We start from the raw sequence: 19,586 nt of genomic DNA on the forward strand, positions 1-19,586 counted from the left end.
GATGAAGAAGAACAAGAACTATGTGGACCTGAAGGACCAGCCGGTTCCCGAGGGCCAGCATCTGCTCGAGGTTGATGACCTTAAGATGTATTTCCACACCGAGGATGGCGTCGTTCGCGCTGTCGATGGTGTGTCCTACACGCTCGATCGTGGCGAGACCCTGGGTGTCGTCGGTGAGTCCGGCTCCGGTAAGTCCGTGACCGCCATGACCATCATGGGTCTTATCTCGATGCCTCCGGGAAAGATTGAGGGCGGTGACGTTCGCTATCGCGGACGTTCTATCCTCGAGATGACCGAGGAAGAGATGCAGCACATTCGTGGCAACGATATCGCGATGATCTTCCAGGATCCTATGACCTCCTTGAACCCGGTCTATAAGATCGGCAAGCAGGTGGGTGAGGGCCTTCGTCTGCACCGTGGCTACTCCAAGCAGGAGGCGCTCAAGCGCGCCACCGAGCTTTTGGACCTCGTTGGCATTCCCGAGCCCGAGAAACGCGTCAATGAGTATCCGCACCAGTTTTCTGGTGGTATGCGTCAGCGCGTCATGATTGCCATGGCCCTTGCCTGCGATCCCGATATTCTGATTGCCGACGAGCCCACGACTGCCCTGGACGTTACCATCCAGGCTCAGATTATTGAGCTTATGCAGGAAATGCAGGAGAAGAACGGTAACGCCATCATCATGATTACCCATGACCTGGGTGTTGTCGCCGATATGGCCGACAAGATCATGGTTATGTACGCCGGCCGTCCCGTCGAGTTCGGTACTGCTGAGGAAATCTTCTACGAGAGCCGTCACCCCTATACCTGGGGCCTGATTCGCTCCATCCCGGAGCAGGCCATCGATGAGAAGAAGCCGCTTACGCCGATTCACGGCAACCCGCCTTCGCTCATGAACCTGCCCGAGGGTTGCGTGTTCTCGCCTCGTTGCCCCTATGCGACCGATAAGTGCCGCAAGCAGCGCCCCGAGCGTTTTGTCACCGAGTCCGGCCACTATTCTGCGTGTCATTATTCCGGTGACCCCGAGTTCCTCAAGAACGCCCCTGAGACGTCCCGCACGCGTAAGGATTCCAAGAAGGGAGGCGAGGCGTAAATGGCAGACAATAACGAGCGCACTCCGCTACTGAAGGTCGAGCACCTCTCTAAGGAGTTCCCCGCAGAGTCCGGCATGTTCGCCAAGCGTTTTTCCAAGCGCGTCGTCTCTGCTGTAAACGACATCTCTTTTGAGATTTATCCTGGTGAGACCTTTGGTCTGGTTGGTGAGTCTGGTTGCGGTAAGTCCACTACGGGTCGCACCATCATGCGCCTGACCAAGCCGACCGCCGGTAAGGTGTTCTTCCAGGGTAAAGATGTTGCCGAAATGAGCAAGCATGAGATCAAGGATATGCGTCGCGAGATGCAGTTTATCTTCCAGGATCCTTATGCCTCGCTGAATCCTCGCATGACCATCGGCGAGATCGTCTCCGAACCCATGACCATTCACGGCGTGGGAACCAAGGAGGAGCGCATTGAGCGCGTCCGCGAGCTTCTCGACGTTGTCGGACTGAACCCCGAGCACATCAACCGCTATCCTCATGAGTTCTCGGGTGGCCAGCGTCAGCGTGTCGGCATTGCCCGCGCCTTTGCGCTGAAGCCCAAGCTGATTATCTGTGACGAACCGGTATCCGCTCTGGATGTGTCCATTCAGGCCCAGGTTCTGAACCTGCTTAAGGAACTGCAGGACAAGTTTGGTACGGCGTATCTGTTTATCGCCCACGACCTGTCCGTCGTTCAGCACATCTCCGATCGCGTTGCCGTTATGTATCTGGGTAAGGTGGTCGAGGTTTCTGACTGGAAGACGCTCTATAGCGAGCCTCACCACCCGTATACGCAGTCGCTGCTGTCTGCCGTGCCGGTTCCCGATCCGGATATCCAAAAGTCTCGTAAGCGCATCATCCTTGCCGGCGATCCGCCGTCACCGCTGGATCCGCCGACTGGCTGCCGTTTCCACACGCGCTGCCCGATTGCGCAGGGCATCTGCTCCGAGAAGCTTCCCGAGTTTAGGGAAGTTGCTCCGGGCCACTGCTGCGCCTGCCACTTCGCCGAGCCGTTCCCGATCAAGGAATCGCATATCGACCTGTAGTCGGTTGTTTTCGTCCGGGCCCGTGCTGGACTTAGTTTTCAGAACGTCCTCGACCATGGAAACCCCCTTATCCTGCTCCTTTGGAGCTGCGGATAAGGGGGTTTCCTGGTCTGCGGAATGTTCTGAAAACTAAGTCCAGCACGGGCCCTGTGTTACCACTGCAGGGGGGCGATTCCTTGATCGCTCACTTAATCTAATAAGAAATTGAGCGATGCCGGAGCTTTAGCTCCGGCCTCCCCATAAAAGGGCTCGGCAAAGCCGAGCCACTAAATTAATATCAGCCCCCAGAACATGTTTGAGAACTGTGCATGAAGCATGTGCCCCTAGGGCAGGAATGAGGTTGCCTTCCAACGCATTCCGCAGGGGGCGGCATTATTTTGTAGCGCGAAGCGCAGATCAAAATAATGCCGCATGCCCGAGGACGCGTTGGAAGGCAACCTCATTCCTGCCCGAACAGGTCAGTCTACCTGCTCATTTTCAAATTCGTAAACTTTTTTGAAAAAAGTGCTTGCACAGTTCTCGAATCATAGGTTATTATCTTCCTCGTTGAAAGCGCGGGTCCAACAAAACGAACTGCGAATCAACAATATAGCATGTCGGAGTGGCGGAATTGGCAGACGCGCTAGCTTGAGGTGCTAGTGACCGCTTTTTGGTCATGCGGGTTCAAGTCCCGCCTCCGACACCATCGCATTTGAGAAGCCTCTTCGGAGGCTTTTTTGTTACCGATAGACGGTGAGGTTCACGATGGAAACGCTTGAGCGCAATGAGTGGGTTGACGTTGCCCAATTGGTCGATATTACGAGCGATGCTGTCATTATCTGCGAGCTCGACGGAACCATTTTGCATGTAAACAATCGCTTGCTCGACTTGATCTGCGAGGAACGTTCCGATGTGATCAACGGGGACGTTAAAGATCTCTTGTACTCGTCAGCATTTGAACGCGCGACAGAACATCGTCTTCCTTTTGAGACCAATGGTACCGAGAGCGAGCTGATGCTTAAGCTAAGTGACGGCTCCTTTATTCCCGTCCTAGTTTGTGCCGGCTCGGTTACGCCGCCTCGTATCTTTGGCCGCCGTGCGCCGCGTGTTCTCGTGGCGCTCCATAGTATCGAAGAGCAGTATTCGCATGACCGTCAGCTCAAGCGTGCGCTTTCGGAGCTCAGAGTGGCGAATAAGCGCCTCTCGGGCACGTTGTCGGTCATTATGAGCACGGTGGGCTCCGATGAGCTGCCTAGTTTGTTGGATACCGTTTTGAACCAGCTTGTAGGAACCCTCGATGCCTCGGGTGCTGCCATCTATTTTTCTGAGAGCGGCGGTTTTAAGCTTCGCGGTGTTTCCAAGGAGCTGTATGACAGCTACCTGCCCGAGTTTATGCCGTATGGTGCGGGTATCCCGACGTATGTGCTCCGTGAGTCTCGTGCCTGCCGCCTGTCGATTCAGCAGGACCTTGAGGGCGATAGGATTGCCTCGGGTATGTTCATGGACCTGGACAATCGTTCTAAGCACCTGCTACGCGTGCAAGATATGCCTCCATACCGCAGCGAGATATGTCTTCCCGTGTTTTATGGCACTCAGGTGCTCGGTGTGTTGGAGGTCGGTTGGAAACGTCCGCAGGCGCCGCTTGCCTATGATGTCAACGTGCTCGAGGTCATTTGCGATTATCTCTCCATCCAACTAGTCGGCATGGCATCGAGTCTGCGTTCACGTCGCACGGCAGAGCTTGGCCGTTCTCTCAACGTGCTGCGCGATGAGTTGTTTGCCTATCTCGATGATCCTATTGCCGCCTCGCGTGCGGTGTCGACCGAAATCTGCGCTGTGCTCAGTTGCCATTTCTGCCCCGTGGAGTATGATGCGGGCCTCGGAACCTATGTCATCGATTTTGAAGGCGGCAGTCGTGTGGCATTGCCGGGCGATCCGGAGTCACTCTTCTTTTCTGTCACGACGCCGGCGGCGCGCCTGGGGGCAATTTCCGATGGATTTGAGACATCGGTGCTGGGCGGGACGAGCGCCGACGACCTCAAGCACGTGCGCCTTACGCGCGTGGACGAATCCACGACTATGGGCGCATGGTTGAGAGCCCACGGCCTGCCGTGTCAGGGACTTTATGTCGATTCCGGTATCGAGGCGGGGCGCTGCCGCTCGGAGGCGGATGGTACGCGAAGCAACGATGCAATCGTGCCCGCTGATATCGCCAAGGGACCGACGAGGCGCGTTTTGCTGCTCCGTGATGGCAGCCAGGAGCCAATCGACGACCTTGAATACGACTACATGGTGCATTTGGCACACGACTTTGAGCTGATCTATGAGGGCGAGTCTCAAAAGCGTGAAGAGCGTCATATCGCTCAGACGCTTCAGATTGGCATGAGAAATTCGCTAGGCGACGTTCCGGGCATCGCAACCGATTCGGTATACCTGTCGGCAACGAATTCGGCGTTGGTTGGTGGTGACTTCTATACGCTTGTCCGTCTTCCCGACGATTGCGCCGTTATGATATTGGGCGATGTCTCCGGCAAAGGAATTGAGGCGGCGTCGATGTCGGCGCTCGTCAAGACGGCGTTGACGGCTTATGCCTGGGAGGGTGCGGGACCCGCTCGCATGGCCCGCTCGCTCAATAGCATGCTCATGGGCTTTTCGAGGGTCGAGACGTTTGTGACGGCGTTTATCGCCAAGATTGATCTTAAAGCGGGCCGCGCTACCTATTGCTCTGCGGGACATCCTCCCACTATGGTCATTAGGCCGTCGTCGACGCCGCATGGCGGAGGAGAGACCTGCGGGGGAGAAGTGGAGCTCCTTGGGTGCCAATCGGGCGTGATCGGTGCCTTTGAGAGCATGGTGTACGAGACGGGCGTGTTTACGTTCGATCCTGGTGACATGCTGTTTATGTATACCGACGGAACGATCGAAGCGCGCGACCGCTCGGGTGCTTTCTTTGGCGAGCAACGCCTGCGCGACCTTCTACTCTCTGTTTCGGGTGAGGGCGTATCGGGCATCTGCGGTAAGGTCTTGGGCGAGCTTGACCGCTTTACCGACTCGGCGCTGGACGATGACATTGCATTGGTGTCCCTTGAGTTTTTACGGGGTCGATCGTAGGTCGCGACGTTGGGCATACAGAATCCTAACGGTTGCAGAAAAGTTTGCATCGAGCGAGCTCTTTTGGGGAACCATGGTCGCATGAATGAGTGGAATGACATAGCGGTTTTGGCGCCACCGGGCGATATCGATATCGCCTCGGTGCCCGAGCTGCGCCGACGGTTGGATAATTTAATCGACCGGGGCGTGCGCCGTGTTGTCATCAATTGCCAGACCGTGGGTTTTATCGACTCGACGGGTTTGGCGTTTTTGCTTACGCGTGCCAGAGAGCTTATGAGACGAGAAGGGCTGCTTTCGCTTGTTAACGCCTCCGATGAGGTCGTTCGCTTTTTGGAGATTGCCCGACTTGTCGACATCCTTCATGTTGCGGGTCCGGTGCGGGAGTCGATTCCCGCCATTCCGGTGGGGGAGTTGCCGCGATGGAGCAAGAGCGTCAAGGTGCAGCGAGGCATCGAGAATCTCCCGTATTATCGGCACCGTGTGGCCGAGCTTCTCGAATCGCTTCCCCTGAGGCGTGATGAGCGCTATGACGTCGCATTAGCGTTGGGGGAGGCATTGGGTAACGCATATGACCATGCGGGCGGTGTTGGCTGCATCCTGACGATTCAGGCCTATGGGGACCGTGTTGTGCTTGAGGTGCTTGATCGAGGTTCTGGCTATTCTATCGATGGGGCGAGCGAACCTATGGCGTCCGAGGAACGCGGACGCGGTATCAAGCTTATGCGCATGCTCGTCGATAATGTGGAGGTTGCCCGTCGCACGGATGGTGCCGGCACACGCGTTCGGATGGTGAAGCTGTTTAGTTCGGCATTGGAATCGTGCGCTTAGCGCTTTGGGTTGACATGATTTTCCTGAGTGAACTTGCTTTGGGCAACTTTTTTGAAAAAAGTACTTGCGTCTTTTGGATAACTCGCGTAAATTAATAACCCGCAAGCGGACATGGCTCAGTTGGTAGAGCACAACCTTGCCAAGGTTGGGGTCGCGGGTTCGAGCCCCGTTGTCCGCTCCATTGCATTTCCGGACCGTTCTTAACGGTCCTTTTTCGGCGAAGTGGCCAAGTGGTAAGGCAGAGGCCTGCAAAGCCTTTACCCCCGGTTCGAATCCGGGCTTCGCCTCCAGGCAACATCCGGGCGCTCCGGCGCCCGTTTTGTTTTACATATGCGGACATGGCTCAGTTGGTAGAGCACAACCTTGCCAAGGTTGGGGTCGCGGGTTCGAGCCCCGTTGTCCGCTCCAAGCACAACAGCCCGACTACCACGGTAGCCGGGCTTTTTCGTACCCATTGCAGAGGCTCGAACCCGAGAGGGAGCGAGCGTCTTGGGGCGTGGCCGTGGCGTTATTTGCCGCGAATAACAGCTTTGGGCGTATCATCGCGGGCATTACCCAGCAGATGGACTATCTTGAGCGGCTGGGCATCGAGGCCATCTGGTTGAGCCCGTTTTACCCATCGCCTCTTGTCGATGGTGGCTATGATGTGGCGGACTACTGCGATGTCGACCCACGTCTCGGCTCGCTTGACGACTGCGATGACATGGTCGCTGCGGCTCACGCGCGCGGCATCAAGGTCATCGTCGACATCGTGCCCAATCATTCATCCAACCAGCACCCCTGGTTCAAAGCCGCTCTTGCCGCCGGCCCTGGATCGCCCGAACGCGCCCGTTATATATTCCGCGATGGTCGCGGCGAACATGGCGAGCTGCCTCCCACCAATTGGAATGCCAACTTTGGCGGCCCCGCCTGGACGCGTGTTGCGGACGGTCAGTGGTAGCTGCATATGTTTACGCCCGAGCGGCCGGACTTTGTCTGGTCATGCCCCGAGGTTCATGCGTTCTTTTGCGACGTCCTGACGTTTTGGAGCGATCGAGTCGTTGAAGGCTTTCGCATTGATGTGGCGCACGGTCTCGCCAAGGACCTCGACCGCGATGACCCTGACCGGTGGCATCTCGCCGAGGGCGATGACATGGTTGACGACGACACCCATCCGCTGTGAGACCGCAACGAGGTCCACGAGATCTATCGCGCGTGGCGACGCGCTATGCCCTGCCGCAAATCAAGGCGACGCGCTACCGCCAGATTGCGCCCGACTGGCTCTTACGCGACGGGTCGTCTTATGACGAGGACCGTGAACTCGGCGAGCGCCGCGCGCGGGCGGCCCTTTTGCTTGAGCTGGCGCTTCCGGGCTCGGCATACGTGTATCAGGGTGAGGAGCTCGGCCTTTTTGAGGTGGCTGATGTCTTCGTGAGGTTCGCGAGGGCGTCGCAAAACTTTTCAAAAAAAGTTCTTGCATAAGATGCGGGCATCACGTAAGATTAATCCCCGTAAGCGGACATGGCTCAGTTGGTAGAGCACAACCTTGCCAAGGTTGGGGTCGCGGGTTCGAGCCCCGTTGTCCGCTCCATTTGGGCGTTTAGCTCAGGGGGAGAGCGCTTCCCTGACACGGAAGAGGTCACAAGTTCAAATCTTGTAACGCCCACCAAATGTTCGCAGTCCAGAGGCTTTGCTTCTGGACTGTTTTGTTATAAACACACATAATATGCCGTCAAATTATCGACCTCGGTCGCTTTTTCACGTTGCATTTGCTGCCCAGCATAATTTGTCGTTATTGGCCTCTTGGTCTCGTGGGAGATGATTATTTTGATCATAACCGTGCACGTCGCCCGCGTTTCCATGGTTGACCCCCGCGCAATCTTTTATGGTGATCGGTTTTGGCGAGATTGCCTTCCAGGGAGGATTCGGAACGATTGAAGGCCGTACGTTCTTCGCGCGCTGGGCGGGCCTTGTCACAAAGGGGTGGGCTTTTGTGGTTATCGCCGGCGTGCTGCTCGATCCCTTTACAGCGGCTCTCGGCCGCATGATAGCTCGCGAAGAGAACTAATAGCCCCTCGCCTATCGAATGCCGGCGGACGGGGTGTCGGGGCTGTAGTCTTCCGAGCGTTTGCAGCCCTGTCACTCCGTCCGCCGGCATTCGACCGCAACATGTTGGTCAAGCATAATCTTTTGGATTCTTTTCGCGTGAGCGGCTTGGTTTTGGTAGGATTTGTCGGCGGCTTGACTAGGGGGTTTTATAACTGCCTTGCAGGTAGCCGCGTTGGTAACGTTTTACCGACTTGCCGAGAAACCCTCATAATTAATGTGTCTGTAAAATGACCAATTGCTTTGACCTGCTGAAACACTATATGTTGTGTTTGACCTAAAAAAAGAATACAGGATATAGAGGCGTCTTTGTCGTATGATAGATGGCGGACAGAGAACGAAGACCTTGTTCGTCCCATTTGGACACGCCTTTGAGCCGCTTGATCGGCCGCGAGGATTGTCCGCATGAGGACCTATGGTTTATCGAGAACACAGATTGCGCGACGGCGCCGCAAGACAGGGACAAGCCCTGCCAGGCATCGTTTGGCTCTGAAGCGCAATGGGATTACGACGCGAAAGAGGCAAGAGGATGAAGATCATCAAGCGCAGCGGCACCGAGGTTGCCTTTGACATCGATAAGATCGTCAATGCGATTCGCGCCGCCAACTTGGAGGTCGAGGAGGGCTCTCGTCTTACCGACCGCCAGGTGATCTACGCGGCGCAAAACGTCGCCGAGGCATGTGAGAAGGCCGGCCATACCGTATCGGTCGAGGAGATCCAGGATCTGGTCGAGGACGAGATCATGCGTCTCGACTGCTACGAGGTCGCTCGCCGCTACATCATCTATCGTTATGTTCAGAGCCTGAAGCGCCAAAAGAACACGACCGACGACAAGATCCTGTCGCTGATCGAGTGCAATAACGAAGAGGTTAAGCAGGAGAACTCCAATAAGAATCCGACCGTCAATTCCGTTCAGCGCGACTATATGGCCGGCGAGATTTCCAAGGACCTGACCCAACGCGTGCTGCTGCCCCAGGAGATCGTGGATGCCCATAATGAGGGCCTGATCCATTTCCACGATTCGGATTACTTTGCCCAGCACATGCACAACTGCGATCTGGTGAACCTGGAGGACATGCTCCAGAACGGCACCGTTATCTCGGGCACGCTGATCGAGAAGCCGCATAGCTTCTCGACCGCCTGCAACATCGCGACGCAGATTATCGCTCAGGTTGCTTCCTCCCAGTACGGCGGTCAGTCTATTTCGCTGACCCATCTCGCCCCGTTCGTTGAGGTGAGCCGTCAAAAGATTCGCGGCGAGGTTGCTCGCGAGCTTGAGGAGCTCGGTGTTTCGGCATCTGCCGAGAAGGTTCGCGAGGTCGTTGAGGAACGCCTGCGCGATGAGATTCGTCGCGGCGTCCAGACGATTCAGTATCAGGTCGTGACCCTTATGACCACGAATGGCCAGGCGCCGTTCGTGACGGTCTTTATGTATCTCAATGAGGCCCGTACGCCCCAGGAGAAGCACGACCTTGCCATGATTGTGGAGGAGACGCTTCGTCAACGCTATGAGGGCGTTAAGAACGAAGCCGGCGTGTGGATCACCCCGGCGTTTCCCAAGCTCATCTACGTGCTCGAGGACGATAACATCCGCGAGGATTCGCCGTACTTCTATCTGACCAAGCTCGCCGCCAAGTGCACCGCCAAGCGCATGGTGCCCGACTACATCTCCGAGAAGAAGATGCGCGAGCTCAAGCTGTCTAAGGGCGAGACCGCCGGCAACGGCGATTGCTATACCTGCATGGGTTGCCGCAGTTTCCTGACGCCCGACCGTTCGGGCAACGGCTTTAACAATGTCGCCAACGCTCTGAACTATGACCCGACCAAGCCTAAGTACTATGGTCGCTTTAACCAGGGTGTTGTGACCATCAACCTGCCCGATGTCGCGCTGAGCTCGCATCAGGACATGGACAAGTTCTGGAAGATCTTCGATGAGCGCCTTGAGCTGTGCCACCGTGCCCTGCTGTGCCGTCATGAGCGCCTGATGGGCACGCTTTCGGATGCTGCGCCGATTCTTTGGCAGTACGGTGCCTTGGCGCGCCTTAAGAAGGGCGAGACGATCGACAAGCTGCTCGTGGGCGGTTATTCCACCATTAGCCTGGGTTACGCCGGTCTGTATGAGTGCGTCAAGTACATGACGGGCCACAGCCACACCGAGAAGGAGGGCACGCCGTTTGCCATGGCCGTCATGCAGCACATGAACGACAAGTGCGCCGAGTGGAAGGCCGAAAGCGATATCGACTTCTCGCTGTACGGCACCCCGCTTGAGTCGACGACCTACAAGTTCGCCAAGTGCCTGCAGCGCCGTTTCGGCATTATCCCGGGCGTGACGGACAAGGGCTACATTACTAACAGCTATCACGTCCACGTGTCCGAGGAGATCGATGCCTTCGACAAGCTTAAGTTTGAGGGCATGTTCCAGCAGCTTTCGCCGGGCGGTGCTATCTCCTACGTTGAGGTTCCCAACATGCAGGACAACCTCAAGGCGGTCATTCGCGTAATGCAGTACATCTACGACAACATCATGTACGCTGAGCTCAACACCAAGAGCGATTACTGCCAGGTGTGCGGCTATGACGGCGAGATTCGCATTGTCGAGGACGATGGCAAACTGGTGTGGGAGTGCCCCAATTGCGGCAATCGTGACCAGGAGAAGATGAATGTCGCCCGTCGCACGTGCGGCTACATCGGTACCCAGTTCTGGAACCAGGGTCGAACCGAGGAGATCCGCGACCGCGTGCTGCATCTCTAATAACCATCCCAGGCTGCCCCGTAGCGAGGCCCCGGACCTTTACTCGCTATTTCGGACAGTCCTGGCTCACGACGGAGGCGCCACTGGCGCCTCCTGTTCGTGCGGAACTCATATCGAGTAAAGGTCCGGGGCCTCGCTACGGGGCAGCCAAGTTGATGTAGCTGAGATGCAGCATGCGGTCTGCCCACTCCTCGAAGTTCTTGGCGGAAATAATTCGAGCTGCAGCTGCGATTTACTTGCGATGGCGGTTGAGCCGCAACCCAGTTTTTATTGGACCTCGAACCCCATACTCGATGTTCGCTTTGTTCACCGAGTGTCGCTCGCGAGGGATCTGGAGCATATCGTCCCGCCCGCAGTTTCGCAGGCCGAAGGCCGAGAATGTTTGAGGACGGGATGATATGCTCCAGACCCCCAGGAAGGTTACCTATGAACTACGCGAACATTAAGTATTTCGACATTGCTGATGGAGAAGGCGTTCGTACTTCTCTGTTTGTGAGTGGGTGCCGTCGTGGGTGCAAGAATTGTTTTAACTCCGTCGCGTGGGACTTTGCCGCGGGTGAACCGTTCGATCGTGCCGTCGAGGACAAAATCATCGAGAGTCTTGATCATCCCTTTATTGATGGCCTGACGATTCTGGGCGGGGAGCCTATGGAACCCGAGAACCAGGCGGGGCTCGTTGATTTTATCGAACGCGTGCGTGCGACCTACCCTGTGGAGTCTGGGAAGACCATTTGGTGCTTTACCGGTGACGTGCTCGAGGAACTAATGCCGGGCGGCCGTCACCATACCGACGTGACGGACCGTATCCTTGCTTGCCTCGACATGCTGGTGGACGGTCCGTTCGTTCAAGATCTGTACGATATTTCGTTGCGCTTTAGGGGCTCGAGCAATCAGCGCGTGATCGACATGAACGCCACGCGCGCTCGTGCTGCGCGCGAGGGCGTTGCGCTTTGCGACGCTGTGGAGCTTTGGCGGGACGATCCGGTCTATTCGACCCATACTATGTAGCTGGAAGAGGTTGCGTTCCAGCGTGGTACCATAGCGCGAACGCGAAATCGAAAAAAGTGAGGCCCAGATGGTCGATCAGGAAAAAGTCGAGACTGCTATTAAGCTGCTGCTTGAAGGTATAGGCGAGGACCCAACTCGTGAGGGCCTACTGGAGACCCCGGCACGCGTCGCCCGTATGTATGGCGAGATTGCCGGCGGTATGGGCCGGAGTGCCGAGGAGCACCTGTCCAAAACCTTTGCCGTCGCTTCGAACGATTTGGTTATCGAGCGCGACATTACGTTTTACTCGCTGTGCGAGCACCATCTGCTGCCGTTTTATGGCAAGGCTGCGATCGGCTATATCCCTAACGGTCGCGTGGCGGGTCTGTCTAAGCTTGCTCGCACGGTTGAGGTCTATGCCCGTCGTCTGCAGCTGCAGGAGCAGCTGTGCGCGCAGGTTGCCGATGCCCTCATGGAATATCTTGCTCCCCAAGGGGCGATCGTTCTGATGGAAGCCGAGCATATGTGCATGACCATGCGCGGCGTGCAAAAGCCCGGTACCAAGACCGTAACGCTTGCTCGTCGCGGTGTCTTTGAGACCGATCCCGCGCTCGAGGAGCGATTCTTTAGGATGCTGGGCCGCTAACCATGAGAGTCGTCAACGACTTTACATCGAAGACCGATGAGGGGACGCCGCGTCGCGGCTTTATGGCTTCGGGCCTGACTCCCTTTGGCGCCATGCCTCGCATTGATTACATTTGTGCCAACGGGCTGTTCCGGCGGCACCTGGGCAACATTGCACAGTTGGAATCGGGGCGTATCTTCTGCCGCCACGGTATTGACCATCTGCTGGATGTCGCGCGCATTATGTGGATTAAGAATCTTGAGGAACAGCTCGAATTTGACCGCGAGGTCATCTACGCCACGGCACTTCTTCACGATATCGGCAAAGATGAACAGTATGAATCGGGTATATCCCATGATGTTGCAAGCGAGCGCGTCGCTGATGCGATTCTTGGCGGCATGCCCGATGACGTGGCATTTGATCCGGCCGATGCCGCAGCCATTAAGACGGCCATTTTAGGCCATAGAAAGCTGCGCGCGAACAGCCAACCGCTTGAGCGTCTGCTCTATGCAGCCGACAAAGCATCGCGCGCCTGCTTTGCATGCCCCGCGCGCAATGCCTGCAACTGGAGCGATGATAAAAAGAACCTGTCGATTCGCGTGTAGTTGGTTTGCGCGGTCGGGGTTCTAAACGAAGGAGACGATCGCGATGACCAACAAGAAACTGCCCGAGAATGCAACCAAGACTGAAGGCGCCGAGCTCGCCCGCCGTGGAAGGGACGAAATATCCACCGCAACGGCGGTGCCCCACGTGAGCTATGACGATCTGTGCCATGCCGATCGCATCACCGTTGAAGGTCTTGAGGTCTTTGCCAACCACGGCGTGTATCCCGAGGAGAACGCCCTGGGTCAGAAGTTCATCGTGTCCTTGGTGCTCTATGCCGACCTGCGTGCAGCAGGGGAGCACGATAACCTGGATGCCTCGATTGACTACGGCTCGGTGTGCCACGATGTCGATGGCTATCTGCGCGAGCATACGTTTAAGCTCATCGAGGCCGCAGCCGAGGGCGTGGCCCAGATGCTGCTACGTCGTTACCCCCTGCTGCTCGGCGTGCGTGTTAAGCTCGATAAGCCTTGGGCGCCCGTCGGTCTTCCCCTGGCAAGCTGCGGTGTCGAGATCGAGCGCGTGCGCTAACCGGTTCTAATACGTCTCTATGGGTGGCTGCTTGAGCCGCTGCGACAGAGCTCTATTGTTGGGGCAGTACGTGTCGAGCAGGGCGTGAAACCGCTGATTGTGGCTTGGCTCGAGCAAGTGGACGAGCTCGTGGGCGACAACCATGTCAAGGCACTCGACGGGGTAGGCGGCAAGCTCGCGTGCGATGCGAATGGCGCCGGTTTTGGGCGTACACGAGCCCCAGCGCGTTTTCATGCTGCGCACGGAAACGCGGGAAGCGGCGACACCCATTGCGATTTCGTATGTGCGCACCATATCGCGCAGCGCCGTGGTGACCTCGGATGTATAGAGCTGGTCGATGCGGGCTTGGAGCTCATCGGGCGTTAGGCCGTCGAGGATTGCGTGCCGCTTGGCCTGTGGGTGTTCGTCTGGCTCGTCGGTACCCATAAAACTTGCGAAGGTGGCCTGTTTGGGTCGCGGTGCGGGTGATGCAAAGTTGTGATCGAGCGCATCTTGTACCGTGATGGGCTTGCCCCAAAGCGCAATGATGGACGAGGGGCTGAGCGGCTCTCGCTCCGTCGCCTGACGTTGCTCGCGCTGGGCAAGTCGGCTGATAATCCAGGCGCTGTTGCGCTTCACAAATGCTTCGATACGCTCGCGGCTGGCGCCGAGCGGCGCACTGGCGTGGACCTCACCGCTCGATGTGACGCGTAGGTTGAAGTTCTTGACACGCTTTTTGGTAACGACGACGGGGATGGGCATCCCATCCGGTCGGGATACGGAAATCGTAAACTGCTGCGTCAAAAGCGGTCCTTCAGATTGGGGACGGGCCGGCATGTCAGCCGTTCGGCATGCCGGCCCGCTCAAGGGATGTGAAATTAATAACGCTCAAAGAAGGCAAGCGCGTTGTCGCTGCAGAGCTTTTGCATCACGGTCTTGCCAAAATGCTTGGAGAGCATGTTCTGGAACTCGGGCATCTTGCTGGCATCGGAGAGGAAAGCGGGGACCGTGGCGCCGTCCCAGTCGCCGCCGAGCGCGATGACGTCCTCGCCGCCCAGGTCGAGCCAGTGCTCGATATGTGCCGCTAGCTGATCGAAGGTGACGTCTGCGGCGGTCTTGTCGGTTGCGTCGTTGGAAAGGAACTCGCTGCAGTAGTTGAGGCCGACGATGCCACCCATGTCGCGAATGGTGCGGAACTGGTCGTCGGTAAGGTTGCGTTTGGCACCGCAAACCGCACGGGAGTTGGAGTGGCTGGCGACGAAGGGACGCGTGGCGCGGGCGGCGACCTCGTCAAAGCACTCATCGTTGAGGTGGGAGACGTCGAGCACCATGCCGGCGTGCTCCATCTGCGTAAGTGCCTCGATGCCGGCGGCGGTGAGGCCGGCGTGGGTATCGTGTCCGCTCGCGAGCGGCCCCTGCGCGTTCCAGCTGAGTGACGACATGAGTACGCCCAAGCTCTTGAGCACCTCGATCAGTGCGGGGTCCTCGGCAAAGAACGTGGCGTTTTCGATGGTGTGGATGCAGGCGACCTTGCCGTCCTTGAGCGCAGGGCGAATGTCAGCGGCGCTGCGTACGTTGACCATGCGGTCGTGGTTGAGCATTGCCTGGCCGCTCATATGCGCCATGATCTGCGCCTGGAAGCGCGCGGCGTGGGCGGTGGGAATCTCGTCGGGGATAAACGTGGCGAAGCACTGTGCCCACGGCGTGTTGCCGATCTTTGCGAGCGAGATGGCGCAGGCATTGCCCTCGATGAGGTCGAAATCTTGCGGATGCGTCTCGTCGCCGGGGAAATAACCGTCGGTGCCGGCGGTAAAGCGCAGGTCGAGATCGAGTGTGGCCCAGCCGATGCGGTCGGCGGTGTCGCAGTGCAAGTCAAATACGGGATATGCCATGGTTCCTCCGGTTGCAGCGTTTCTTTGCAAACTGTCTTCGAATTGTATGACTAGGGTATAGTTAGCGCCATACGTTCATGGCGGCCCGCGTTGTGTGCCGCCCTTATCACGGAGGTTTCCATGTCCAACCAGGGCAAGAAGGTCAAGACCCATTATCGCGGCACGCTCGACGACGGCACGCAGTTCGATAGCTCCTACGATCGCGGCGAGCCGCTGGAGTTCACCTGCGGTGCCGGTCAGATGATCAAGGGCTTCGATGCCGCCGTTGTCGACATGCAGGTGGGCGAGAAGAAGACCGTGCACATTCCTGCTGCCGATGCCTACGGCGAGCACAATCCCGAGATGGTTATCACCTTCCCGGCCGAGCAGGTTCCCAACATCGAGCAGATCGAGAAGGGCATGAAGCTCTTCCTGTCCACGCCGAGCGGCATGCCTGTCCCTGCCGTTGTCATCGATGTGACGCCCGAGGCCGTGACGCTCGATGCTAACCACGAGCTGGCCGGCAAGGATCTCAACTTTGATATCGAGCTCGTCGAGGTCGAGGGTTAGAGTATGCCTGAACGCTTGGTTTCGACGACATGCTTGGGAAATCTCAACGATCCGTCCTATGAACTCCTGCTTCGTCGGGAGCTGGGTGGCATCTTTGAAGTTGACGAGCTGCTGCTCGATTGGGACCAGGCTGATGTTTGCGCGTTTGCGGGCGTGACGGAGCTGGGGCGCACGGTCGATGTTCGGCTAGATGCTGCCGACGGCAGTCGTCTTGCCGACGGCGACGTGCTCGCCATCGACCGTTCGGGCATGGTGCCCGTGGCGGTTGTCGTGCGCCTGCGCAGCGCCGAGGTCTATTTGGTCGAAGTCGACCGCATGGATCCGATTGCGCTCGCGCATGCGTGCTGGGAGATCGGCAATATGCACGCGCCGCTTTTCCGAGGCGATTCGGACGAGCATACCGTGCGCATGTATACGCCGGTGCAGCCTGTTTTGGGCCGCATGCTCCGGGGCGTCGAGGGCGTTATGCTCTCGGTGGTTACCCGTGAACTCGATACGGACCGGCGCTTTGCGTCGAGTGCGGCGGATGCCGTTGTGAGCATGGCTCCCGACTTTACGATCGTAAAAAAGGCGCGCGGTTAACGTGCGTATGAGTAAGACGGACTTTGAGAGGCAGCTATTCAAAGTCCGTCTTGCTGTTGATGAGGTGCTGTGGGGGAAAGCATATGGGTCTTGAGGGAATCAAGCTGATTGCATGCGATTTGGACGGCACGTTGCTGCATCCGGGGGAGTGCGAGCCGCGTTCCGAGGCCTTTGAGCTCATCGATGAGTTGCATCGTCGTGGCATCGTGTTTATGCCGGCGAGCGGCCGTCAATATGCGAGCTTGCGCTCTCTGTTTGCCCCGGTGGCCGATGAGCTCGCCTATGTATGCGAAAACGGAGCCCTCGTGATGAGCGAGGGGCGTGCCGTTGTCAAGCGTTCCATGGAGCGTAACCTTGCTATGGATATCGCGAATGCCGTGGTTGCGTATCCCCATGCCGACGTGACCCTTTCCTGCGAGGGGCACCTCTACACCATGAGCGGCAACGATGCATTCGTCGACCATTTGCGCTACGAGGTCCATTGCGATGTGGCGGTGGTCGACCGTCCCGAGGACATCGACGAGGACGTCATTAAGATCGCGTTTCAAACGCCCGAGACAGAGCAGCCGGCGGCGCTGGAGTATTTCGTCCGTCGCTTTGGCGACCGGGTCGATGTGATGACGTCGGGAACCGAATGGACCGACTTTATCGGCTTTGATTCGGGCAAGGGGTCCGCGCTTGCCGATTATGGTCGTGCGCTGGGGATCTCACCTAACGAAATGATGGCGTTTGGCGATAATGAAAACGACCGCGACATGCTCAACGTGGTGGGCCATCCCTGTCTGATGGAGAGCTGCAATCCCAGTATGCGCGGTATCAACGACCGCGTCCGTTACGTGCGCACGGTCGAAGAAGAGCTGCGTCGCCTACTTGCTGAGTAGACATTTGGGACATGCCTGGAAATCTTTCTTTTGCCGCAATCGGTGAAAAGTTGATTTTAAGGCATGTCCCAAAATCTACCTACAGTTGGGGCAGAGGCCTTCGAAGATGGTGTAGTGCGAGCTGACGCTCCATCCGATTTGTTCGGATGCCCTGGCGTCGAGCTGGGTATTGAAGGGGAGCGGCACATCGATGACGCGGCCACACGAGGTGCAGATGATATGCGCATGCGGCTCGATGGCACGATCGAAGCGGCTGCCGCCCGGCGTTTTAATCGAGAGAATCTCCCCGGCATCGGCCAAGAGATTGAGGTTGCGGTAGACCGTACCGCGGCTGATTTTGTCATCCTGCGCGCGCACAGCGTTGTAGATCTCTTCGGCGGTGGGATGGTTGTAGCTTTGGCGCACGGCATCAAGAACTAGCTTTCGCTGCCTGGTATTCCTTCTTTGCACCGCCATGCGCCTCGCCTCTTTTCTATTAACGGTCGTAGGTAAATGATACCGTATTTAGCACACAATACTAATAATGAGGAGTGAAACCGTCTTCATTGGCAAGTGGGGCTCGGACCTGGGCGTCTACGAGGCGAAAACGCGTTCCCATGCGCTCGTAGGAGGCATGAAGCGCCTCAAGATGAGATAGGATGTTTGCTGGAGCTCCCTGTATCTCCATCTCGACTGAGCCGTCTTCCATGTTACGCACCCAGCCGGTGAGTGCGCGTGCCTGCGCGAGGTTGGTGTTGGTAAAGCGAAAACCAACGCCTTGGACCTGTCCCTCCCAGCGCAGGAAATAGCGCAGGGGAGTGTCTTGAGTGGCCTCGTCGCTTGCGAGCACAGTAAGCCTGCGGCGCAGCTCGAGCTCGACGCCAGAGGGCTTTTGGGGCTCGCGGCTGCCGCCGGCGACGCCCGAGAAAAGCTTGTCGAAAATACCCATCGCTAGGCCTGCTTGACAGAATCGGCGGGGAAGGTAATGCCGGCCTGTTGGCGCACGGCATCCATGATGCGCAGCGAGACAAGCGTGACATCGCGATAGTGGCCAAGCTCGTGACGTCCCGCCGGGGTCTCCCAAATCTCTTCCTTGACGTTATCGATGCCGCCGATGGCGGTGATAAAGTCTGCGAGTTCGTATTCCATGGTGTTGCTCGATTTGGGAAGGTCGAGCACGCGGCCGTTGTCGCTCTGTTCGCGCGGCGCCTCGGTCGCCGAGCCGCGTACGACATCGCCGCGATAGTCGATGCGGACGTTGCGGGGCGTGGACAGATGGTCAATCTGGATAGTGCCACGCTCGCCTTCGATCTGCGAGGGCAGTAGGTCATTCGTAATTTTGGAGTGCGCGAGCTCGACGGAGATACGGCCACCGCCGTAGCTGGCGAGGATGGAACCGCAGCCATCGATGGGGCCATGGGTGAGCTCTTGCGTGGTGGGGTCGAGCAGAGTAGCCATGCTCGTAAGGCCGGAGGGCATGCCGAAGATCTCGACCATGGGCTCGACGGTGTAGACGCCAATATCCATGAGGGAGCCCGAGGCCATGTGGCAGTCGAAGATGTTGGTGGCGCGTCCCGCGAGAACCTCGTTGTAGCGTGAAGAATACTTGCCAAAGCGCAGTGAGGCGCGACGAATGGGCGCAATCTCGCCCAGGGCGTCCTCGATGGCGTGGAAAGCGGGGTCATGGAGCGGGCGCATGGCCTCGAGGGCTACGACGCCCGCCGCCTCGGCGGCGCGGAAGACTTCCAGCGCCTGCGCCTCGGTGGCGCAGAAGGGCTTCTCGACGATGACGTGCTTGCCGCTGGCGATGCAGGCAAGGGCCTGCTCGTAGTGAAGTGCGTTTGGGCTGCCGATATAGACGGCGTCGACGTCGGCGGCTGCTGCAAGCTCATCAAGTGAAGTAAAGTTTCGTTCGCCGCCGTGCTCGGCAGTAAAGGCGGCGCCGCGCTCGGCGTTGCGCGAGAGCGTGCCTACGAATACAGCCTGGTCGTTGGCATTGACGACCTGGATAAAGTCGTCGGTGATCATGGATGTGCCGATGGTCGCGATGCGCAGCATACGTCCCCCTTGCGTTGTTTTGGTCTACAGGATGAGTGTAGCG

At 57.8% G+C, this 19,586-nt stretch carries 19 protein-coding genes, 6 tRNA genes and 1 pseudogene; 21 read left to right on the plus strand and 5 right to left on the minus strand.

Going from position 1 to position 19,586, the window contains the following annotated elements; all coding sequences use genetic code 11:
* Nucleotide 1: 1 nt before the first annotated feature.
* From ACTQXO_RS05135 to folB, 18 genes and pseudogenes are all read left to right on the plus strand, one after another.
* Nucleotides 2-1,093: an ABC transporter ATP-binding protein gene (locus ACTQXO_RS05135; RefSeq protein WP_154517437.1), complete on the plus strand. Its 1,092-nt coding sequence runs from the start codon at nt 2-4 to the stop codon at nt 1,091-1,093.
* On the plus strand, nt 1,094-2,122 hold the full coding sequence (locus ACTQXO_RS05140; RefSeq protein WP_154517434.1) for an ABC transporter ATP-binding protein: 1,029 nt from the start codon (nt 1,094-1,096) through the stop codon (nt 2,120-2,122). It begins immediately after the preceding gene.
* 595 nt (nt 2,123-2,717) lie between these two features.
* Nucleotides 2,718-2,807 (plus strand) — tRNA-Leu (locus ACTQXO_RS05145).
* 59 nt (nt 2,808-2,866) lie between these two features.
* Nucleotides 2,867-5,212, plus strand: coding sequence for a GAF domain-containing SpoIIE family protein phosphatase (locus ACTQXO_RS05150; protein WP_441038751.1), 2,346 nt, complete (start codon nt 2,867-2,869; stop codon nt 5,210-5,212).
* Between the two features lie 81 nt (nt 5,213-5,293).
* On the plus strand, nt 5,294-6,040 hold the full coding sequence (locus ACTQXO_RS05155; protein ID WP_441038749.1) for an anti-sigma factor antagonist: 747 nt from the start codon (nt 5,294-5,296) through the stop codon (nt 6,038-6,040).
* Between the two features lie 105 nt (nt 6,041-6,145).
* Nucleotides 6,146-6,221 (plus strand) — tRNA-Gly (locus tag ACTQXO_RS05160).
* Nucleotides 6,222-6,256: 35 nt separating this feature from the next.
* Nucleotides 6,257-6,330, plus strand: a tRNA-Cys gene (locus tag ACTQXO_RS05165).
* Between the two features lie 42 nt (nt 6,331-6,372).
* Nucleotides 6,373-6,448, plus strand: a tRNA-Gly gene (locus ACTQXO_RS05170).
* 154 nt (nt 6,449-6,602) lie between these two features.
* Nucleotides 6,603-7,202 (plus strand): annotated as a pseudogene (locus ACTQXO_RS05175) (alpha-amylase family glycosyl hydrolase).
* Nucleotides 7,203-7,234: 32 nt separating this feature from the next.
* A complete protein-coding gene (locus tag ACTQXO_RS05180) occupies nt 7,235-7,501 on the plus strand; it encodes a hypothetical protein (protein WP_441038747.1) in 267 nt (88 codons plus the stop codon).
* A 33-nt stretch (nt 7,502-7,534) separates the two neighbouring features.
* Nucleotides 7,535-7,610, plus strand: a tRNA-Gly gene (locus ACTQXO_RS05185).
* 3 nt (nt 7,611-7,613) lie between these two features.
* A tRNA-Val gene (locus ACTQXO_RS05190) sits at nt 7,614-7,688 on the plus strand.
* Between the two features lie 216 nt (nt 7,689-7,904).
* Nucleotides 7,905-8,087: a hypothetical protein gene (locus tag ACTQXO_RS05195; RefSeq protein WP_154517425.1), complete on the plus strand. Its 183-nt coding sequence runs from the start codon at nt 7,905-7,907 to the stop codon at nt 8,085-8,087.
* A 567-nt stretch (nt 8,088-8,654) separates the two neighbouring features.
* A complete protein-coding gene (nrdD, locus tag ACTQXO_RS05200) occupies nt 8,655-10,877 on the plus strand; it encodes an anaerobic ribonucleoside-triphosphate reductase (RefSeq protein WP_427718616.1) in 2,223 nt (740 codons plus the stop codon).
* A 426-nt stretch (nt 10,878-11,303) separates the two neighbouring features.
* Nucleotides 11,304-11,885 carry an anaerobic ribonucleoside-triphosphate reductase activating protein gene (nrdG, locus tag ACTQXO_RS05205; protein WP_427727760.1) on the plus strand — a complete coding sequence of 194 codons (582 nt, stop codon included), beginning with the start codon at nt 11,304-11,306 and terminating at the stop codon, nt 11,883-11,885.
* A gap of 67 nt (nt 11,886-11,952) precedes the next feature.
* Nucleotides 11,953-12,510: a GTP cyclohydrolase I FolE gene (gene folE, locus ACTQXO_RS05210; RefSeq protein WP_427718613.1), complete on the plus strand. Its 558-nt coding sequence runs from the start codon at nt 11,953-11,955 to the stop codon at nt 12,508-12,510.
* A gap of 2 nt (nt 12,511-12,512) precedes the next feature.
* On the plus strand, nt 12,513-13,094 hold the full coding sequence (locus ACTQXO_RS05215) for an HD domain-containing protein (protein ID WP_441038744.1): 582 nt from the start codon (nt 12,513-12,515) through the stop codon (nt 13,092-13,094).
* A 43-nt stretch (nt 13,095-13,137) separates the two neighbouring features.
* Nucleotides 13,138-13,623, plus strand: coding sequence for a dihydroneopterin aldolase (gene folB / locus ACTQXO_RS05220; protein WP_441038743.1), 486 nt, complete (start codon nt 13,138-13,140; stop codon nt 13,621-13,623).
* Between the two features lie 6 nt (nt 13,624-13,629).
* On the opposite strand, the gene ACTQXO_RS05225 is transcribed toward folB, so the two are convergent.
* Both ACTQXO_RS05225 and ACTQXO_RS05230 read right to left on the minus strand, forming a co-directional pair.
* On the minus strand, nt 13,630-14,406 hold the full coding sequence (locus ACTQXO_RS05225; RefSeq protein ID WP_441545512.1) for a M48 family metallopeptidase: 777 nt from the start codon (nt 14,404-14,406) through the stop codon (nt 13,630-13,632).
* A gap of 74 nt (nt 14,407-14,480) precedes the next feature.
* Nucleotides 14,481-15,494: a dipeptidase gene (locus ACTQXO_RS05230; protein WP_427747977.1), complete on the minus strand. Its 1,014-nt coding sequence runs from the start codon at nt 15,492-15,494 to the stop codon at nt 14,481-14,483.
* Nucleotides 15,495-15,614: 120 nt separating this feature from the next.
* Here ACTQXO_RS05230 and ACTQXO_RS05235 point away from each other — a divergent pair, with 120 nt between their 5' ends.
* The 3 genes from ACTQXO_RS05235 (at nt 15,615) to ACTQXO_RS05245 (ending at nt 17,506) form a co-directional block, all read left to right on the plus strand.
* Nucleotides 15,615-16,043, plus strand: a complete 429-nt coding sequence (locus ACTQXO_RS05235; RefSeq protein WP_055286916.1) for an FKBP-type peptidyl-prolyl cis-trans isomerase — start codon at nt 15,615-15,617, stop codon at nt 16,041-16,043.
* Nucleotides 16,044-16,046: 3 nt separating this feature from the next.
* Nucleotides 16,047-16,625 (plus strand): urease accessory protein UreE, encoded by a 579-nt coding sequence (locus ACTQXO_RS05240; protein WP_441545513.1) that lies wholly within the window; start codon nt 16,047-16,049, stop codon nt 16,623-16,625.
* An 83-nt stretch (nt 16,626-16,708) separates the two neighbouring features.
* Nucleotides 16,709-17,506, plus strand: a complete 798-nt coding sequence (locus tag ACTQXO_RS05245) for an HAD-IIB family hydrolase (RefSeq protein WP_441545514.1) — start codon at nt 16,709-16,711, stop codon at nt 17,504-17,506.
* A gap of 75 nt (nt 17,507-17,581) precedes the next feature.
* Here ACTQXO_RS05245 and ACTQXO_RS05250 read toward each other — a convergent pair whose 3' ends face one another.
* The 3 genes from ACTQXO_RS05250 to ACTQXO_RS05260 form a co-directional block, all read right to left on the minus strand.
* Entirely contained in the window at nt 17,582-17,962 is a 381-nt protein-coding gene (locus ACTQXO_RS05250; protein ID WP_154517406.1) for a Fur family transcriptional regulator, read from the minus strand.
* Between the two features lie 61 nt (nt 17,963-18,023).
* A complete protein-coding gene (locus ACTQXO_RS05255) occupies nt 18,024-18,434 on the minus strand; it encodes an acylphosphatase (RefSeq protein WP_427795950.1) in 411 nt (136 codons plus the stop codon).
* 2 nt (nt 18,435-18,436) lie between these two features.
* On the minus strand, nt 18,437-19,543 hold the full coding sequence (locus tag ACTQXO_RS05260) for a Gfo/Idh/MocA family protein (RefSeq protein ID WP_427718592.1): 1,107 nt from the start codon (nt 19,541-19,543) through the stop codon (nt 18,437-18,439).
* Between the last annotated feature and the right edge of the window lie 43 nt (nt 19,544-19,586).

This window comes from Collinsella sp. LCP19S3_D5 (genome assembly GCF_052121415.1).
Lineage (GTDB): Bacteria > Actinomycetota > Coriobacteriia > Coriobacteriales > Coriobacteriaceae > Collinsella.

Bases quoted from the DNA above. Each gene is read 5' to 3' on its own strand.
- ACTQXO_RS05150 (WP_441038751.1), top strand. From the start codon at position 2,867: ATGGAAACGCTTGAGCGCAATGAGTGGGTTGACGTTGCCCAATTGGTC.
- ACTQXO_RS05155 (WP_441038749.1), top strand. From the start codon at position 5,294: ATGAATGAGTGGAATGACATAGCGGTTTTGGCGCCACCGGGCGATATC.
- ACTQXO_RS05240 (WP_441545513.1), top strand. From the start codon at position 16,047: ATGCCTGAACGCTTGGTTTCGACGACATGCTTGGGAAATCTCAACGAT.
- folE (WP_427718613.1), top strand. From the start codon at position 11,953: ATGGTCGATCAGGAAAAAGTCGAGACTGCTATTAAGCTGCTGCTTGAA.
- ACTQXO_RS05135 (WP_154517437.1), top strand. From the start codon at position 2: ATGAAGAAGAACAAGAACTATGTGGACCTGAAGGACCAGCCGGTTCCC.
- nrdG (WP_427727760.1), top strand. From the start codon at position 11,304: ATGAACTACGCGAACATTAAGTATTTCGACATTGCTGATGGAGAAGGC.
- ACTQXO_RS05260 (WP_427718592.1), bottom strand. From the start codon at position 19,543: ATGCTGCGCATCGCGACCATCGGCACATCCATGATCACCGACGACTTT.
- ACTQXO_RS05255 (WP_427795950.1), bottom strand. From the start codon at position 18,434: ATGGGTATTTTCGACAAGCTTTTCTCGGGCGTCGCCGGCGGCAGCCGC.
- ACTQXO_RS05215 (WP_441038744.1), top strand. From the start codon at position 12,513: ATGAGAGTCGTCAACGACTTTACATCGAAGACCGATGAGGGGACGCCG.
- ACTQXO_RS05250 (WP_154517406.1), bottom strand. From the start codon at position 17,962: ATGGCGGTGCAAAGAAGGAATACCAGGCAGCGAAAGCTAGTTCTTGAT.
- folB (WP_441038743.1), top strand. From the start codon at position 13,138: ATGACCAACAAGAAACTGCCCGAGAATGCAACCAAGACTGAAGGCGCC.
- ACTQXO_RS05140 (WP_154517434.1), top strand. From the start codon at position 1,094: ATGGCAGACAATAACGAGCGCACTCCGCTACTGAAGGTCGAGCACCTC.
- ACTQXO_RS05235 (WP_055286916.1), top strand. From the start codon at position 15,615: ATGTCCAACCAGGGCAAGAAGGTCAAGACCCATTATCGCGGCACGCTC.
- nrdD (WP_427718616.1), top strand. From the start codon at position 8,655: ATGAAGATCATCAAGCGCAGCGGCACCGAGGTTGCCTTTGACATCGAT.
- ACTQXO_RS05245 (WP_441545514.1), top strand. From the start codon at position 16,709: ATGGGTCTTGAGGGAATCAAGCTGATTGCATGCGATTTGGACGGCACG.
- ACTQXO_RS05195 (WP_154517425.1), top strand. From the start codon at position 7,905: ATGGTGATCGGTTTTGGCGAGATTGCCTTCCAGGGAGGATTCGGAACG.
- ACTQXO_RS05230 (WP_427747977.1), bottom strand. From the start codon at position 15,494: ATGGCATATCCCGTATTTGACTTGCACTGCGACACCGCCGACCGCATC.